Genomic DNA, 17,707 nt, shown 5'->3' with positions numbered 1-17,707 from the left:
ATTCTACGAATGCGATATCTGAAGGTATTTCTGGCGGCCATGACGGTCATGTTTTGGGCGCCTTCAGTGATGGCGGCTACCGTCGTGGGCATTATTTCCGAGCGTTCAGCCGCAGAAATGGCGGCGGGCGCTCATCGGTTTTTAGACCACAACCCAGACCACCGCGTGTTGCTGCGAACTCCCGATCAACTGGCCACTCAGAGCGACCAACAAGTGCTCGAGTTGCTCAAGAACGCTGATGCCATCGTGTTGGCGGCGGTGTTTGGTGACCAGGTGGAGCGCCTTGCCGGGTTGGTGAAAGTCGTCGTAGCGGGTGACGCTGCCGGGCAGATGCCAGTGCTAGGTATCAACAGTGATTGGCGTATTTCACGGCTGTCTCAGCTCAATGGACAAAAGCCATTGGCGGAGCTGGATGCCGCTGGACTCAAGGCCTTGGTCGCCGCGCCGGCAGCCGGAGTTGATGCTGCTGAGGATTTGGTAAACCGGCAGGCCCGGTTTCCCGGCCAGGCTGACTGGTTGGAAGGCCGTGCTTTCTATCAGGGCCGGACGCCGAACCATCTGGATGGCCTGATACGGTGGCTGTTGGCCAAAGCGGGACACGGCATGGATTACGAAAAGCCCAAGCCCCGCGCCAGTATCCGTTATTACCAGAATGGTGAAGCGAGCGTTGATGCTTCAGCACTGACGCTGACCGACGCCCCCGTAGTCGTGGTTCTTGATCTGGACAGCGGAGACCGGCCGGGAGATCGGGATTTACTGGACGATGCCTGTGCGGCTTTGGAAGCTCGGGAGCTTCAGTGTTTTGCGATCCTATCCCGATGGGGTGGTGCCAGCCTTGATGCCTTGCACACGCTCGAAGAAGCGATTCAACCCGCAACATTGGCGGGCATTGTCAGCCTGCAGGATTTCACCATTGGCGGAGGTGAGGGCCGCCGGGAGGTGACGGAAGAGTTGATCCGTCTCAACGTGCCTGTCATCAAAGGCCTTAGGCTGGCTTCCCGGACTCGGAATCAATGGCAGCTTTCCGTTGATGGTATCCCCACCGATCAGGTGCATTACAACCTGGCCATGCCGGAACTTCAGGGTGTAAGCCAGCCCATGGTATTGGCAACGGCGGAGCCTGAAGAGATCGATCCCCAAACTGGCGTTGCGTTGACGCTGACACAACCGGTTCCAAACCGTGTTGCTGCATTGGCTGAACGCCTTCAGCGTTGGCAGGTGCTGCAAACCAAAGATAATGCCGACAAACGGGTGGCTATTGTTTATTACAACCATCCCCCCGGGCGCCAGAACATAGGCGCGGACAACCTGGATGTTCCAGCTTCACTGTTCCAAATGCTGAGCTGGCTAAAAGCCGAGGGGTACAGCACCGGCCCCCTACCTGACAGCCCGGAAGCCTTGCTCGACCTGGTTCAACAGCGCGGGGTTAGTCTGCCGGATGACCCGCGCTCGATGAAGGAAATGGCGACTGGGGTCCCTTCGATGAGCGCGCAAACCTACCAGGGTTATCTGCAATCTCTACCAAACGTTGTGCAGCAAGAAATAACGCACGGTCCGCTGGGGTATTTGCATGAACGCTTGGAACAAGCCCATGAATTGGGGGAGCAGGACTTGGCTCTGGGCCTTCTGGATCGCGGCGTTAAGGATCTGCGCAATTTAATCGAGCATGTACAGCACCCGAACCGGCCTACAGCCCTCGCCCAGCTTGATCAATACGAAGCGCTGTGGAGCCAGCGACTAAAAGAAGGTGGGCACAAAAGCGAATTGAACGAACAGCGAGCTTTATTGGCCGATACGGGCATACCGGGGCTGAAAGGCTGGGGTGAAGCGCCGGGGCTGTCGATGGTGGTGGACGACCGCTTGATCTTCCCCGGCCTGCGATTCGGGAATATTTTCATTGGGCCCCAGCCACCAAGAGGCTGGGAGGTGGATGAAGAGCTGCTGCACGCGAATACCACTTTCCCACCAACGCACCAATATGTGGGCTTCTACCATTGGTTGAGAGACCACTATAAGGCCGATGCGCTGGTATACGTGGGGCGGCATTCCACCCGTGAATTCCTGCCACGGCGTCGCGCTGGCCTGACTGAGGATGATTACCCTGATTTGCTGGGGGGTAACCTGCCATTGATCTACCCCTACATCGTCGACGGAGTTGGTGAAGGCATTCAGGCCAAGCGGCGTGCGCTGGGCGTGATGATCAGTCATCTGACACCGCCCCTAGCGGTTACTGAGCTGTACGACGACCTGCTTGAAATAAGGCAGTTGGTGGAAACCTGGGAGTCGGCGACCGATCCTGATAGCCCAACCCGTGAGCGGGCGTTGCAAATGCTGCGAGAAAAAATCTTGCTGCTGGACATCGACGACGATATCGAGCAGGAAATTGCCAATGAAATGGGGCTTTCCGCCGATGAAGTTTCGATAGAAGAGCTGTCGCCCGAGCTACTGGTTCACGAAGCCGGGCACTATGTAACGGACATTCAGGAGCATTTCATGCCTCTGGGGTTGCATGTGTTTGGGAAGGACTGGACCGACGAGATGCTGGACACGATGCTGACCTCAATGGCGAGCAAGTCGGGTAAGCCAGAACCGAGCTGGCGACAGAGGTTGGCGATGTCACCTGCGGCTGAGCGGAAGAGCTGGCTGAACGCGCTTAATGGTCGTTTTGTAGCGCCCGGGCATGGCAACGACCCGCTGCGAACTCCGGAAGTCTTGCCAACGGGGAGAAATTTTCATGCGTTGTCTGACGACCTGATTCCGACGCGAGTGGCCTGGTCACTGGCCGAGGATTTAGCCGCAAAAGCAGAAAAAACGGGCACCCGACAAAGTAACGAAAGTGATGCATTGGTTCTCTGGGCGTCGGACACGGTGCGTGACGAAGGCGTGATGATTGCCTTCGGCCTGAAACTTATGGGTATCCGCCCGGTGTGGAATAGCCGAGGCATTGTTAATGGTCTGGAGCGACTGCCCGCAGGACCGGGCACAGATAACCCGGTTCGGCGTAATGTGCTCTTTACCACATCGGGGCTCTTCCGGGATCTATACGGAAGCAAGCTGGAGTGGTTGGATCTGGCTTCTCGGTACGCGCTGGCGGGCGCAGCAAAAACCATAGCAACTGAGCACCCGGATTTGGTGCCCGCACTCGATCAGGCTTTGTCGGTTTTACCGGTAGCCCTGCAAGAACGCGGTAGCGAATCGCTGGAAATCAATGGTGTGGCCGCACGCTGGGTGGCTGATACTCGGGTTCTCTTAACTGCCGGACAGTCGGCACAGGATGCAGGTAATCAGGCGGCCTACCGGGTGTTTGGCACAGCGCCGGGAGCGTACGGAGCTGGGGTGAACCGGCTGGCTACCCGCACTGGCGCATGGCAGGGGCGGCAGCAGCTGGGCGATGCCTATCGTCGTCGAATGGGGCATGTTTACGGTAAAGAAAGCCTAGGTGAACCGGCGCACGAAGCCTTTGATCGCCAGCTGCTTTCTGTCGACAAAACCTATCTGGGACGATCCAGCCATTTGTATGGTCTGCTTGATAATGATGACGGCTTTGACTTCCAGGGCGGGTTGTCCAATGCGGTTGAGCATTTTCGGGGTGAGCCGCCGGAGAATATGGTTTTACAGTACAAGGATCCGAAGAACCCGACAGTGGACTCGCTTCAGCGGGCACTGCAGGTTGAGCTTCTTGCCCGAAATTTGAATCCCCAATGGCTCGCACCGTTGATGGAGCATGGGTATGCCGGTGCGCGCACCATGGGCAGTGATTTTCTGGATAACCTCTGGGGCTGGCAGATTACCAGTCCACAGGTGCTTCGCTCGAGTGTCTGGGATGAAATTAATGAGGTGTATTTTCAGGATCGCCACGGGCTGGGCCTGAGTGACTTCTTGGCAGAGGGGCACAATGTTCACGTAAAGATCCATATGCAGGCCATTGCCCTACTGGCAGCCAAGCGTGGTTTCTGGGAAGTGAATGTGTTCACCCTGAAGTCCCTCGTGCGTGATTTCGCCGGCAATATCATTGACCATGGCTTGCCCGGAAGCGGCCACACTCGCCCGGATCATCCCTTGATGGACTGGGTTGCGGGCCAGTTAGACCCGCAACAGCGGGAGGCTTTTGATTCCGCCCGCAAGGGTGGATCTTCGACTTATCAGCTCGCACCCCAGGGCTGACATTCCAAAATGACCAGGAGAATACCCATGCGTGAACGCGCTAAAGATCCCGAACGCCACGCCAAGCGAATGGCGGCCAAGCAAAAAATCATGCAGGAGCGCATAGCCAAAGCCCAAAAAGAGCAAGGCATATTGCTAGTGCTAACTGGCCCGGGTAAAGGTAAGAGTAGCTCCGGCTTCGGCATGGTGGCCCGCGCACTGGGTCATGGCATGAAAGTGGGCATTGTTCAGTTCATCAAAGGGGCGTTCAGCACCGGTGAAGAAGCTTTCTTCCGAGATCTGCCGAATGTCACCTACCACGTGATGGGCCAAGGCTACACCTGGGACACTCAGGATCGGGAACAGGACGTCAAGAGCGCTAACGAAGCCTGGGACATCACGGCAGCCATGCTGAAAGACGACAGCTATGACTTGATCCTGCTGGACGAGCTGAACATTGCACTTAAGTACGACTACATCGACCTTGATCGGGTGCTAGACGATCTGCAAGCCCGCCCCGAGATGCAGCACGTCGTAGTAACCGGCCGCGGTGCGCCACAAGAGCTGGTTGATTTGGCCGATACGGTTACGGAAATGGGCGTAGTGAAGCACGCATTCAAAGACCAAGGCATCAAAGCCCAGAAGGGTGTGGAGCTGTAAATGCCCACCTTGATGGTTCAGGGCACAACGTCGGATGCAGGCAAGACCACGGTTGTAGCTGCTTTATGCCGCTGGCTGGCCCGCCAAGGTGTATCGGTAGCACCGTTCAAACCACAAAACATGGCGTTGAACAGCGCGGTGACGGTGGATGGCGGCGAAATTGGCCGGTCCACCGCGTTGCAGGCCTTGGCGTGTGGCCTGGAACCGCACAGCGATATGAACCCGGTTTTGCTGAAACCGCAAAGTGACTGCGGCGCTCAGGTGATTTTGAGAGGCAAAGTTCACGGCAATATGGATGCTTTGGACTATCACGCCTACAAGGCCGAAGCCATGGCGTCAGTGATGGCCAGTTGGCGCGCGCTGAGCGAGCGCTACGATGTGATCATTGCCGAAGGTGCCGGCAGCCCAGCGGAGATCAACCTACGAGCCAACGACATCGCCAATATGGGCTTTGCCGAGGCAGCGGATTGCCCCGTACTGTTGGTGGGCGATATCGACAAAGGCGGTGTCTTCGCGCAGTTGGTCGGCACCCTGGAGTTGTTGTCTGAAACCGAGCGGGCGCGAACAGCGGGTTACATCATCAACCGCTTTCGGGGCGATATTGCTCTGTTGGAACCGGGGCTCGACTGGCTTGAAGCCCGCACGAGCAAGCCGGTGTTCGGCGTACTGCCGTATCTTCACGGGCTGGTGGTGGATTCCGAAGACAGTGTCAGCACCGAAGGGAGTAGCGAAGCCGGCGCGTTGAATGTGGTGGTGCCGGTACTGCCCCGCATTAGCAACCATAACGACTTTGATCCGCTGCGGCTGCATCCGGGGGTGAACCTCACCTTTGTCGGCCCGGACCAACCCATACCGCCCTCTGATTTGATTATCCTGCCGGGCAGCAAAAGCACCCGTCACGACATGCAGTGGTTGAAACAGCAGGGCTGGCCGGATGCCCTGCGCAAACACCTGCGCTATGGCGGCAAGGTGTTGGGGATTTGTGGTGGTTTCCAGATGCTGGGGCAATGGGTGGAAGATCCTGACGGCCTTGAGGGCGAAACTGGCCGCACCGAAGGCTTGGACCTGCTGGAGATGAGCACGCGAATGGTGTCCGGTAAGCAGCTGAAGCAAGTGTCCGGTACCTTAACGCCCAGCGTCGCCGGGGCGACGACAAGCGTGACGATGCACGGCTATGAAATGCACAATGGAGTGACTGAAGGTCCGGCACTGGCTCGCCCTTTTGCAGTGCTGGAAGGCCAGCCCGACGGCGCGGTCAGTCAAGATGACCAAATAGCCGGCACTTATGTGCATGGCCTGTTCGATGCCCCCGAAGCATGCGATGCCATCCTTGCATGGGCGGGTTTGAATCGGGCGGCTACGCAGGCTGTGGATTACCAGAGCCATCGGTTGCAGCAGCTAGACCGCTTGGCGGATCAAGTAGAAACCTGTTTGGATACCGACCGGCTAAGGAGCCTGTTGCAGCTATGAACAATCACAATGATCCGTTCACCGAAGCCCAGCGAGAAGGGCTGTACCGCGCTATTTTTGAGCGCCGAGACGTGCGCTCGCAATTTCTGCCCGACCCTATTCCGGACGATGTATTAGCCCGCATCCTGAAAGCGGCCCACCACGCGCCGTCTGTGGGCTTTATGCAGCCGTGGGACTTCATCGTGATCGACAGCCTACCGGTACGGGAGCAGGTGCTGGCCAGTTTCGATGAAGAGAACGCCAAGGCCGCTGAAAACTATACCGGTGAGCGCAAGGAAACCTATCGTAGCTTAAAGCTCCAGGGCATCATCGAAAGTCCGATCAACCTGTGCATCACCTGTGACCGTTCCCGGGGTGGCCCGCATGTTTTGGGCCGAAACTCCATCATGGAGATGGACCTGTTCAGCACCTGCCTGGCGGTACAAAACCTCTGGCTATCGGCCCGGGCGGAAGGCATTGGTGTGGGTTGGGTCAGTATCTTGGATCAGGACCGGTTGTCGGATATTCTGCAATTGCCTGAGCAGGTATACCCTTTGGCGTATCTTTGCCTGGGCTATGTCAGCGAATTTCTGGGCCAGCCAGAATTGCAGGCGAAAGGTTGGCGCTCTCGCCTTCCCCTGGAAGAACTGGTGCACGGAAATGGTTGGGGTAAGCCGTTAGATCAGGTTGGCTTGTCTGAGCAATTGAAGAAGCATTGAACATGCCTTGCGTCGTTTTAAAGGTCTCAAATTGGGTACGTTAATCCCCTAAATGGGGCTTTATTCGGGAGGGATATGGAATTTTCCGTTTTCTATCAACAGGCCCTTGCCCGAAAAGGTGGCGAGGAAGCGATGAAGACACTTCTGCCGACGTTGCCGGAGCGCGGGCGACTGATGGATGTGAGCGATGACCGTTACCTATCCGAAATCACCCGCTGTATTTTCAAGGCCGGGTTTGTCTGGCGGGTGATTGAGAACAAATGGTCAGATTTTGAAGCGGCCTTTGAAGGTTTTGTGCCCGCCTACTGGCAGCAGGTTCCGCCAGAAGTTCTGGAAAAACTGGCCGAAGATACGCGAGTTGTCCGAAATATGCAGAAAATACGCACGGTGCCGGAAAACGCTCGGATGATTATGGAAGTGGCACAAGACCACGGCAGTTTTGGGCAGTTTTTGGCGGAGTGGCCCAGCGAGGATCAGGTTGGCCTGCTGATGTATTTGAAGCGTAACGGCGCTCGGCTGGGCGGAAATACGGCCCAGTATTTTCTGCGCCGGGTGGGTTGGGATGGCTTTATCATGTCTCATGATGTGGTCACGGCCCTGTCCCGCGCGGAGATTCTAGACGCGTCACCCACCAGTAAAAAAGGCCTGACTCAGGCGCAAAGTGCATTCAATCAATGGCATGAAGAAACCGGTTTGCCCATCAGCCACTTATCGCGAATTGTCTCGTTTACGGTGGATAACGGCTAAACCGTCGACTTCACAGGAACATCAATAGCGCCAGTTCGCTGAACACCACGCTGGCGCCCAACGCATCCCCGGTGTAGCCGCCTAACTGGCTGCGTAGGTACGCGCCCCAGCACAGCGCCACCAACAGCACCGCTGGCAAGGTGCCGATGATCAGAAGCGGGTGCCAGAATGACAGCACCAGGCTTAAAACCACCACAAAGGCCGCCGCGATGGCCAGCCGCAAGTTAGAAAAACCGTCGGCAACCGGTTTGGATTTGCTTTTGTCCGGGTCGGTGACATACGGCAGAGTCGCCATCAACAACAAGGGCGTTAGGCGGGAAACGGCCGGAGCGACCAGCAGCGCCAGCCAGATATGCTGTGCGTCCACCAGCAGTGTGACCTTCAACAACAGCGCCATCACCAAAGCCACGGTACCGTAGGTGCCAATCCGGCTGTCTTTCATGATTTCCAGTCGTTTCTCAATGGTATAGCCACCGCCGAGCGCATCGATACTGTCGGCCAGACCGTCTTCATGGAAAGCGCCGGTGATAAACAAGTGCCCAATGGTGACCAGAATGATGGCAACTAATGGGCTGGCAACCATCGAAAACAGCGAGAACGCCACGGCGTAAATAACGCCCAGCAGCAGGCCGACGAGAGGAAAGTACAGGCTGCTTTGGTTCATCAATCGCTGGGAATAGTTGATCTTGGCCAGCATCGGAATGCGGGTCAGAAAACCAACAGCCAGCCAGAAGGCCTGCCATTCATTGTTCGGGGAAGGTTTGGTCGCCATGAAAACTCCGCTAAGTCGTAAGCGGAGCATTGTACCTTCAGGCCAAAGGGGATTCCTTCCGGATATCGCTGTTAAGGACGGGTAATTTCCTGCTGCTATGTTGGATATTGGAAATCACTACTTCACCGCATATCTCTAAATGGTATATGCTTATTCAAAATTTATAAGTTAAGCCAGAGGGTAGTGCCATGAGTCAGCCCATCGTCCAACATTTTTTCGATGAACCCACCAACACGTTCAGCTATGTGGTGAGAGATCCGGACAGCCAGGCTTGTGCCATCCTCGATTCGGTTCTGGACTTCGATTACGCCGCAGGCCGAACGGATGTTCGTTCCGCCGACGCCATTATCCAGTACGTCCGCGACAACGATTTGTCGGTTGAATGGGTACTGGAAACCCACGTACATGCGGATCATTTGTCCGCCGCACCGTATCTGCACGAACAGCTGGGCGGCAAAACCGGCATCGGCGCCCGTATTACCGATGTTCAGGAAATCTTTGGTAAGGCCTTTAACGCAGGTGCCGAGTTCGCTCGGGACGGCAGTCAGTTTGACCGGCTGTTTAAAGAAGGCGATACCTTCAGCATAGGTGGTCTGGAAGGTCGTGTGCTCCACACGCCCGGTCATACCCCGGCCTGCCTGACCTACGTTATTGGCGATGCCGCCTTCGTAGGCGACACCCTGTTCATGCCGGATTACGGTACGGCCCGCTGTGATTTCCCAGGCGGTGATGCCCGCACCCTATTTCGGTCGATCCAGAAGGTGTTGGCCCTACCGGAGCAGACGAGAATTTTCCTTTGTCACGATTATAAAGCGCCGGGCCGGGAGGAATTCCATTGTATGACCACGGTGGCGGAGCAGCGCAAAGCTAACGTGCATGTGCACGAGGGCGTTTCCGAAGACGAGTTTGTGAAGATGCGCACCGAGCGTGATGCAACGCTGGGGATGCCTCGCCTGATCTTGCCTTCGGTACAAGTGAATATGCGGGCCGGCGAGATGCCGCCGGCAGACGATAGCGGGCAGGTCTATCTGAAAGTCCCTGTGAATCTGTTCTGAGCCGGGTATGAACCTGAAACGTTACTTGCCAATTCTGCAGTGGGCGCCGGGCTACAGTCGTGGGGACGCCACCAGCGATTTGATCGCGGCGGCGATTGTGACGGTGATGCTCATTCCCCAGTCGCTGGCTTATGCGCTGCTGGCGGGCCTGCCGGCTCAGGTCGGTTTGTACGCCAGTATTTTGCCGTTGGTGGCTTATGCCGTGTTCGGCACCAGTCGCACCCTTTCTGTCGGGCCGGTGGCGGTGGTGTCTTTGATGACGGCAGCCGCTTTGGCACCGTTAGCGGAACTGGGCTCAACCGAATACATTGCGGGTGCGGTGTTGATAGCGGTCATGTCAGGCCTGATGCTGACTGTGATGGGTATCCTGAAACTGGGGTTTCTGGCGAACTTTCTGAGCCATCCGGTGATCTCCGGGTTCATTTCAGCATCCGGTTTGGTGATTGCCGCCAGCCAGTTGAAACACCTCTTGGGCGTTCAGGCATCCGGCCATAATTTGCTGGATATTGGCACCTCGTTACTGGATGCCTTCGGTGACATCAATACGCCGACGCTGTTGGTGGGCGCGGGAACGCTGCTCTTCTTATGCTGGGCGCGGCATGGCCTGAAACCTCTGTTGGTAAAGTTGGGCCTGACGCTACGCCTAGCCGACATCCTGACCAAAACTGCCCCTATCCTTGCTGTTCTGATCACAACGCTACTGGCTTGGTACTTCAGACTGGACCAGCAGGGCGTGCGCCTGGTTGGGGAAATTCCATCGGGTTTGCCCTCGTTTACATTACCGAGTCTGGATACGGCGCTTTGGTCGCAGCTGGCGGTCAGTGCGCTGTTGATCAGTGTTGTCGGCTTTGTTGAATCGGTCTCTGTGGGCCAGACCTTGGCGGCGAAGCGGCGCCAGCGCATCGATCCGGATCAGGAATTGATTGGTTTGGGTACGGCCAACCTCAGTGCCGGCTTTTCCGGGGGCATGCCGGTTACGGGCGGTTTCTCCCGCTCTGTGGTGAATTTCGATGCGGGTGCCGAAACCCCCGCGGCGGGAGCCTACGCAGCAGTGGGTATCGCGCTGGCTACGCTGTTTCTCACTCCGGCAATTGCGTGGCTGCCTCAGGCAACCTTGGCCGCAACCATCATTGTGGCCGTGGTCACCTTGGTTGATCTACCCGCCCTGCTCCGCACCTTCCGTTACTCGCGCACCGATTTTGGCGCCATGCTGGCGACCATTGTGCTGACCTTGGTGCACAGTGTCGAAGCCGGCATCATCGCCGGAGTAGGCTTGTCGATCGGCTTGTTCCTGTACCGCACCAGCCGCCCGCATTGCGCGGTGTTGGGCCGAGTGCCGGGCACTGAGCACTTTCGGAACATACTGAGGCACGATGTTGAAGTTTGCCCGAAAGTTACCTTCCTGCGGGTGGATGAAAGCCTGTACTTCGCCAACGCGCGCTTTCTGGAAGAGACCGTCATCGAACTTGTGGCCCGGGAACTAGAGCTGAAGGATCTGGTGTTGGTGTGCCCGGCGGTCAATCTGATCGATGCGTCGGCGCTGGAAAGTCTGGAGGCGATGAACGAACGTCTTTCTGATGCAGGCGTCCGGTTGCATTTGTCGGAAGTGAAAGGGCCGGTGATGGATCGACTGAAAGGCACGGAATTGCTGGAACGCATGGGCGGTCAGGTTTTCTTGAGCACGTATCAAGCTTGGAGAACGCTGACCGGGCACCATAGTGCGATGGCGCCTTCCGAACGCTGAGTCAGCGTCAGCGCCAGCGGGAATGCTTTTGCAGTTTACGTTGCAAGGTTCGGCGATGCATGTTGAGTGCGCGCGCAGTCGCGGAAATGTTGCCGTCGTGTTCGCTTAATACGCGTTGAATATGCTCCCATTCCATTTCTTCAACGGAAGGGGGCGCGGGGCGTAGCTCGGGCTCGCTTTCAACCGGGTCAAAGCCGCGCATCAGTTGTTGAACGGTGACGGGCTTGCACAGGTAGTTCACCGCGCCCCGCCGAATCGCCTCGACGGCGGTGGCAATGCTGCCATAGCCGGTCAGTACCAGAACTTCGAGTTCCGGCTTTGTTTTGAGCAGTTCTGGCAATAATTGCAGACCACTTTCGCCGGCCAGGTTCAGGTCCAGCACGCAGCGTTTAATGCCAGCTTCAGTGACGGCTGCCAAAGCCGAGGCGTGATCGTGGGCCGTTTTTGCTTCAATCCCCTGTCGGGCGAGCGACCGAACCAGCACTTGGGTAAACGCCTGATCATCATCCACTAATAACCAATGTTCTTGTGGCATATCAGTGGGCTCCGCTCGTTTTACCCGTGACAGCAGGCAGTACAATCATCATGGTGGTACCCGATCCGCTGGTTTTGGCCTTCAGGCTTCCGCCGAGCCTTTGAATGGTGGCATTGGACAGAAAGAGCCCGACCCCCAAACCATTGCGAGAATCGACGATTTCTTCCCCCGGCGCACCTTGTAGCGAAGATTCCAGGCCGTCACCGTGATCTTCAACGATAATCTCAACCTGGTCGTCATCCGATAATCGGCTGCTGACGGCGACCCAATACGGGCTTGCGGTCAGAGCGTTGTCCAGTAAGTTGAGCACCGCTTGGTCCAGTGTTGCGTCCACGTTAACGCTGGCCTTGGGGTAGTTCGTGGGCCAGTGCAGTGGGCCGGAAGGCCACAACAAGGTGGCGGACTCCCGCAGCCGTGCCAGCCAGTGTTTGACCGTTACGGTTTCCAGCTGTGCGGTTTTGGCATCCACCGCTGTTTTGGTGAGTTTTTGCAGGTGGCCACTGCAGAGCTGCACTTGCTGCTCCAGCATGTCCAAATCTTCAGACAGTTCCGGGGAGGCCTTGCTTTGCGTGTAGGCACGGACTTCGTCAATCAGCAGTGTCATTGTGTTTAGGGGCGTACCCAAGCGGTGCGCTACGGCGGCAGAGGACAGTCCCAAGGCAATCACCTGTTCATCCCGAAGCCGGCTTTCACGAAATGTTGCGAGCTGACTTTGTTGATGTCTCAGGCGGCGGGCAAGTGTACCCACCACCAACAACAGAATGCCGGCGGTCAAAGTAAAAGTGGCCCACATTCCGATCAGATGCAGTTGGGCCAGATCGCCGTCTTGGTGATGAAGTACCACCGGGGTATGCCACAGCGCCAGGGCCGTGTAGACCGCAATACCTGCGAGTGTGAGCACAAGGCTTTGTCGTGTTGGCACCAGAATAATGGCCACGGCAATGGGCAACAACAACAGGGAAACCAGTGGGTTGGTATAACCGCCCGTGAAGTACAGCCACCACCCGATCAACGCGAGATCAATGGCCAGGGTCAGGCTTACGGGCGAGGCCGCTTGCGGAGGACGACGGTTGAACCAGAGCCACCCTAATGTGGCAAGTACGCCGTACAGCAGGCAAACCAGCAGCGCTTCAGCCCGGTGGGCCAGTTGAACCATGGTTTCAGCAATGGCAATGGCCACCAACTGGATGGCCATGATGGCTAGCCGCATGCTCAGCAGATAGCGAGCTGCCTGACGAAAACCGGTTTGAGAGTGAGTGAACCATTCCATTGCCGCATTCTAGCAGCAAGCGCCACTAACGCCTCCGGGTAAGCTGCGACTTATTGTCTCGGATCAACCGGTGAAATAGCACACCAGCTGCTGACTGAGGACATCTCCGGTCAGTTGCAGATGGCCTGAAGTCAGGGAGTGTACGTGAACGGCCGCGGCGACCGGGTTGTCGGGTTCAGCTTTGCTGTCGGCATTGTCCGGGTGCAAACGGTCCGGGTGGTATTGGCAGTGTGGCATGTCCGGGAACAACGCCCCGTAAGCGATGCCGCTTTCAACCAAATCCTGAAAGAAGTGCGAGCCGTAGGACAAGTCCGGCACCATGTCACCGGCGTTCTCCGACACTTCAATCAGTGCGGCGACGCCGGCAATATCGGAAAATCGCGCGGGTACGCCGAGTTCCGGGCTGCTGGTGCCCCAGCGGCCGGGGCCAACCAGCATGGTGGGTTCGGCCGACAAGCGCATGATTCGTCCAATCAGCCGGGCCACTTCGTAGCGTTCGGTGGTGTTCAGGTTGGCATAAACCGAAGCATCCACACGAATGACCCGGGTGATGGCAAGGTTGATGTTGCCACCCATAAAATGCCCTCGGGTTTGGAACAGCAACCGGGATCGCGGTAAAGGGTCTGGAATGTGTACGGGCCCGGTTTCACCGATGGTGGCCAGCGGGCGACATTGCACCAGATTGAAGGAAGTCTCGCCCTGGTCATTCAAGTGCAGAGTGAACTCCACGTCTACGGGGTGTCGGTAGCCGGCTTCAAGCGTGGTCAACAGGCTGGATAATTGGGTTATAAATCGGCTGCCTTTCACCAACGGTCGGAACGTCAAACGCCAGACTGGGCCTTCAAGGCCGATTTGCTCCGCTCTGTTCGTGGCGGCTCGGTCTAATTCCGCCAAATATTTCATGGGCAGAGTTTTTGCTGTCTCGAGAAGCTGTCTGAGCGGGCGGGTTTCGAGGTCCCCGGTTTCCAGGTCCAGCAAGTCGACCAGATGCTGGGAATATTGGAAGCTTTCATCCTGATCGCGAAACGGCTGCCGGGTGGGGTAATCCAATGCCATCACACAGGCGTGGTCGCCCTCGATGCGGTCAACGGCCCGGGTGCCTAGCCCCATTACCAGCCGCACCATGCCAGCCTTGGGGTCCATTTTGCTGTCCCAGGCGAAGGTGTTGCGCGATACGCCTACGCCAGCCGCGTCCGGCAGGTAATAGCGGTCATGAAAGCGGCCGTTTACGCGTTGAATCAGTAGGGCCATGGGTTCTTCACGCTGGTCCAGCCCTCGTCGTTTTCGGTACACCAGCGCATCCTCGCTCATGGAGGAGGCATAGACTTCCCGGATGGCATTTTCCAGAGCGGCCAAGCGTTCTTCGGGGGAGCCCTGATTTACCAGAAAAACACTGTCGTATTTTCCCGCAAAGGCGTTGCCAAACCCGTCTTCCTGCAGGCTGGAGGAGCGCACCAGAATCGGGTATTGCCCGTAGTGATCAAGCAGTCGTTCCAGATCTGCCCGAATTTCGTCTGGAAACTGGCCATCCAAAATGCCTTTTTGCAAAGCCGGTGCTTCGCTCAAATAACCGCCGTCGGAGCGTTGCCGCATGATGGCCGGCCACAGGCCGTTATGAACCAAAAACGCGTAGTAGGCATCGGTGCCCAGATAACTGGAGTCGTGAGGTTCCAATAACTCGGCCCATTGCTCAGGGTCGTCTTTTAGCAGGATGTTGCGGGCCACCAGCATGCCCGTGGCTTTGCCGCCGATATAACCGCTGCCGATTAGCCGGCTGCGGATGCTGAGCAAATCTTCCAGTGATAAATAGCGCCGGGCCAACTCCAGTATTTGCGGGTCCCGGCTAATCAGAACCTGCAGGACCTGTTCCTGCAACGCGGCGATGGTGTCAGGGTTCTGGTTGGCTAAGGCTCGGCTGGCATCCTGAAACAGGCGGTCCCAATAATCCAGTAACGGTTGATGGTGAAGGCTTTCCTGCTCAAGGGAGGCTTGGACCCTCGTCGCATCGCTACTGTAGGTAATGGGATGAAACTGCCCGTGAAGTTCTCGGTGAGGCAAGAACATCGTTGGTGATTGCCGCCGCCAGACTTTGATCGGTTGCACCTGCACATCGTCGCCATGGCGGTGTACGTCCAGAAGCACTTGGGTGGTCTGCCGGATGCGGTCCAGTGTCATCCGGGAGTGGCGGTCCGGGTGCAGAGCAAACCAGGCGACCGTGTCCAGCTCAAACAGAAACGGGCAAATAACCCGAAAGAAATTGCCCACCATGGCATCGGTGGCCCAGGCATTGAGCAATTCGCTGAGGCTATCGCTGATGTAAAACGCGCCCCGGCCATGTTGTTCAATCAGGCGCCAAACCCGGCTGGTGAAGCTTTCGAAACCGCCAAGAGCGTCTATTTCGATGGTACGTACGGCGGGGTGGTTTTCAATGATCGGCGAATGATCGCCAAAGCGAAGATAGAGAATTTGTCGGCCTGAATTTGCGGCCGCTTCTACAAAGGGGAGAACGAAACGGCGATAGTCATCAAGGTCGGAAACCCGCCAGACAACGTTATCGCCGATTCTGAGATGATCCAGAACCTCGTCCAGCCCTGCCAGACCGGTGGATACCCGGTCTGGTGAGTGGCGAGGCTGGTCTTTGTTCATGACAGGGTCAGATAACGCCCATGGCGGTCATGGCCTTGGCGACGCGCAGGAAGCCGTTGACGTTCGCGCCCAGCACGTAGTTACCTTCGGAGCCGAACTCGGCAGCCGTTTCGTAACAGTTCTTGTGGATATCGATCATGATTTCCTCAAGGCGCTTTTGGGTGTAGTCGAAGGTCCAGGAATCGCGGCTGGCGTTCTGCTGCATTTCCAGTGCGGAGGTGGCTACACCACCGGCGTTGGCTGCTTTGCCCGGGCCGTAACAGATCTTGGCGTCTTGGAACAACAGGATACCTTCCGGAGTGGTCGGCATGTTTGCGCCTTCGGCCACGGCAATACAGCCGTTTTCAACCAGAGTTTTGGCATCGCTGGCATTCAGTTCGTTCTGAGTGGCGCAAGGCAGAGCCACGTCACACGGAACGCTCCAGATGTTGCCGCCTTCAACGTACTTGGCATCTTTATGGATTTCAGTGTAGGCGCTGATGCGGCGACGCTCAATTTCTTTGATCTGCTTGAGAGCCTTAAGATCGATGCCCTTCTCGTCTACGATAATGCCCTGAGAATCGGAGCAGGCAATGACTTTAGCGCCCAGTTCATGACACTTCTCGATGGCGTAGGTGGCTACGTTGCCGGACCCGGAAACCACAACGGTCTTACCGTCCAGAGAGTCGCCACGGGCTTTCAGCATTTCGTGGGTGAAGAATACGGTACCGTAGCCAGTGGCTTCGGTACGGGCGCGACTACCGCCCCAGTCCAGACCCTTGCCGGTAAATACGCCGGACTCATAGCGGTTGGTGATGCGCTTGTACTGGCCGAACATGTAGCCAATCTCGCGACCGCCTACACCGATGTCGCCGGCAGGTACGTCAGTGTACTCGCCCAGATGACGGTAAAGCTCGGTCATCAGGCTCTGGCAGAAACGCATGATCTCGTCATCGGAACGACCCTTCGGATCGAAGTCGCTGCCGCCTTTACCGCCGCCGATGGGCAGGCCGGTCAGTGCGTTCTTGAAGATCTGCTCAAAGCCCAGGAACTTGATGATGCCCAGGTAAACAGAGGGGTGGAAGCGCATGCCGCCTTTATAGGGGCCCAAAGCGCTGTTGAACTCTACGCGGAACGCGCGGTTGATGTGGATCTCGCCTTGGTCGTCCTGCCAGGGCACACGGAAGATAATCTGGCGCTCAGGCTCGCAAATGCGCTGGATAATTTTCTTGTCTGCGAACTCAGGGTACTTAACCAGAACTGGGCCGAGAGTTTCCAATACCTCGTGCACAGCTTGGTGGAACTCCTTCTCGCCCGGGTTACGGTGAAGGACGTCCTGGTAGATCGGTACCAGCTTTTCGTCGAGTTTTGCTGTCATAGGAATAGCCCTCGGGATACGCGTATTGAAACCCGATAAAAATTCGGGTGCCCAAAAAAAGGGCAGTGATTGCACCACAGTTGTGCACCCTTTGGCAAGTGGGTTGCTCAATTATTGGGATTTTGCTTATTAGTAGGTTTCTAATTTTCCGAGGTAAACCTGCTTCAGCCAGATGAACCGCCTTCCCAATAACGCTGCATCTTCATAAACAGGAACGAAGCGCTCCAGGTAATCAGTACCAATCCTGTGAGCCCTTCGATGCCGGTCAGAAAGCGCAAAGCGCCAACGGGTTCTATGTCGCCATAACCAACAGTGGTGAAGGTGCTGAACGAAAAGTAGATGCAGTCCAGAAAACTGCCGTTAAAGTTACCTTGCAATGAACCCCAGGTGTCGGCGTGGTGCATGAGATAGTAGGCAACCGCAAATACCCACACCTGGGCGGTGTGTGCAATGAGTACGCCTAAAACAGCCGTCACCAAGCGTAGGTTGTGGCGAGTGTGCATGATTTTCAACAGGGCGCTCAGGCGAACGAGCGCCTCGCGGTGCATAAGTACGACAAGCACTACAATGAAAGCATTAATGAGTGTGGCGCTTGCAAGATTGGCATAAT

General features: G+C 56.8%; 13 protein-coding genes. 7 read left to right on the top strand and 6 right to left on the bottom strand.

Translation table 11 applies throughout. The features are described from left to right. The first annotated feature begins 9 nt into the window (after window positions 1-9). The 5 genes from DOQ08_RS10935 (at window position 10) to DOQ08_RS10915 (ending at window position 7,718) form a co-directional block, all read left to right on the top strand. The gene (locus DOQ08_RS10935; RefSeq protein ID WP_114334965.1) at window positions 10-4,164 is read left to right on the top strand and encodes a cobaltochelatase subunit CobN; all 4,155 of its coding nucleotides are present in this window, start codon (window positions 10-12) and stop codon (window positions 4,162-4,164) included. Between the two features lie 27 nt (window positions 4,165-4,191). After that, a complete protein-coding gene (cobO, locus tag DOQ08_RS10930) occupies window positions 4,192-4,803 on the top strand; it encodes a cob(I)yrinic acid a,c-diamide adenosyltransferase (RefSeq protein ID WP_114334964.1) in 612 nt (203 codons plus the stop codon). Continuing rightward, complete coding sequence (locus tag DOQ08_RS10925) at window positions 4,804-6,273, top strand: cobyric acid synthase (protein WP_114334963.1); 1,470 nt, start codon at window positions 4,804-4,806, stop codon at window positions 6,271-6,273. Continuing rightward, window positions 6,270-6,971 (top strand): 5,6-dimethylbenzimidazole synthase, encoded by a 702-nt coding sequence (gene bluB / locus DOQ08_RS10920; protein ID WP_114334962.1) that lies wholly within the window; start codon window positions 6,270-6,272, stop codon window positions 6,969-6,971. The genes DOQ08_RS10925 and bluB overlap by 4 nt, the downstream gene beginning before the upstream one ends. A gap of 75 nt (window positions 6,972-7,046) precedes the next feature. Further along, the gene (locus DOQ08_RS10915) at window positions 7,047-7,718 is read left to right on the top strand and encodes a DNA-3-methyladenine glycosylase I (RefSeq protein WP_114334961.1); all 672 of its coding nucleotides are present in this window, start codon (window positions 7,047-7,049) and stop codon (window positions 7,716-7,718) included. Between the two features lie 10 nt (window positions 7,719-7,728). Here the strand turns inward: DOQ08_RS10915 and cobS are convergent, their stop codons facing one another. Further along, the gene (gene cobS / locus DOQ08_RS10910; protein WP_114334960.1) at window positions 7,729-8,490 is read right to left on the bottom strand and encodes an adenosylcobinamide-GDP ribazoletransferase; all 762 of its coding nucleotides are present in this window, start codon (window positions 8,488-8,490) and stop codon (window positions 7,729-7,731) included. A gap of 188 nt (window positions 8,491-8,678) precedes the next feature. On the opposite strand from cobS, the gene DOQ08_RS10905 reads away from it, so the two are divergent. Then, window positions 8,679-9,545, top strand: coding sequence for an MBL fold metallo-hydrolase (locus DOQ08_RS10905; protein ID WP_114334959.1), 867 nt, complete (start codon window positions 8,679-8,681; stop codon window positions 9,543-9,545). A gap of 7 nt (window positions 9,546-9,552) precedes the next feature. Continuing rightward, window positions 9,553-11,289 carry a SulP family inorganic anion transporter gene (locus DOQ08_RS10900; protein WP_114334958.1) on the top strand — a complete coding sequence of 579 codons (1,737 nt, stop codon included), beginning with the start codon at window positions 9,553-9,555 and terminating at the stop codon, window positions 11,287-11,289. 7 nt (window positions 11,290-11,296) lie between these two features. On the opposite strand, the gene DOQ08_RS10895 is transcribed toward DOQ08_RS10900, so the two are convergent. The 5 genes from DOQ08_RS10895 to DOQ08_RS10875 all read right to left on the bottom strand — a co-directional run bounded on the left by DOQ08_RS10895 (window position 11,297) and on the right by DOQ08_RS10875 (window position 17,645). Continuing rightward, a complete protein-coding gene (locus DOQ08_RS10895; RefSeq protein WP_114334957.1) occupies window positions 11,297-11,824 on the bottom strand; it encodes a response regulator transcription factor in 528 nt (175 codons plus the stop codon). Window position 11,825: 1 nt separating this feature from the next. Beyond that, window positions 11,826-13,094 carry a sensor histidine kinase gene (locus DOQ08_RS10890; RefSeq protein ID WP_114334956.1) on the bottom strand — a complete coding sequence of 423 codons (1,269 nt, stop codon included), beginning with the start codon at window positions 13,092-13,094 and terminating at the stop codon, window positions 11,826-11,828. Between the two features lie 63 nt (window positions 13,095-13,157). Next, complete coding sequence (locus DOQ08_RS10885; RefSeq protein ID WP_114334955.1) at window positions 13,158-15,740, bottom strand: PEP/pyruvate-binding domain-containing protein; 2,583 nt, start codon at window positions 15,738-15,740, stop codon at window positions 13,158-13,160. A gap of 7 nt (window positions 15,741-15,747) precedes the next feature. Continuing rightward, entirely contained in the window at window positions 15,748-17,097 is a 1,350-nt protein-coding gene (gdhA, locus tag DOQ08_RS10880) for an NADP-specific glutamate dehydrogenase (protein ID WP_114334954.1), read from the bottom strand. 164 nt (window positions 17,098-17,261) lie between these two features. After that, window positions 17,262-17,645, bottom strand: coding sequence for a potassium channel family protein (locus DOQ08_RS10875; RefSeq protein WP_114335480.1), 384 nt, complete (start codon window positions 17,643-17,645; stop codon window positions 17,262-17,264). Window positions 17,646-17,707: the final 62 nt, after the last annotated feature.

The organism is Marinobacter litoralis, assembly GCF_003336705.1.
Taxonomy (GTDB): Bacteria; Pseudomonadota; Gammaproteobacteria; order Pseudomonadales; family Oleiphilaceae; genus Marinobacter; species Marinobacter litoralis.
Note: the sequence above shows the minus strand (reverse complement) of the source record. Positions and strands in the feature narration are given on the sequence as shown.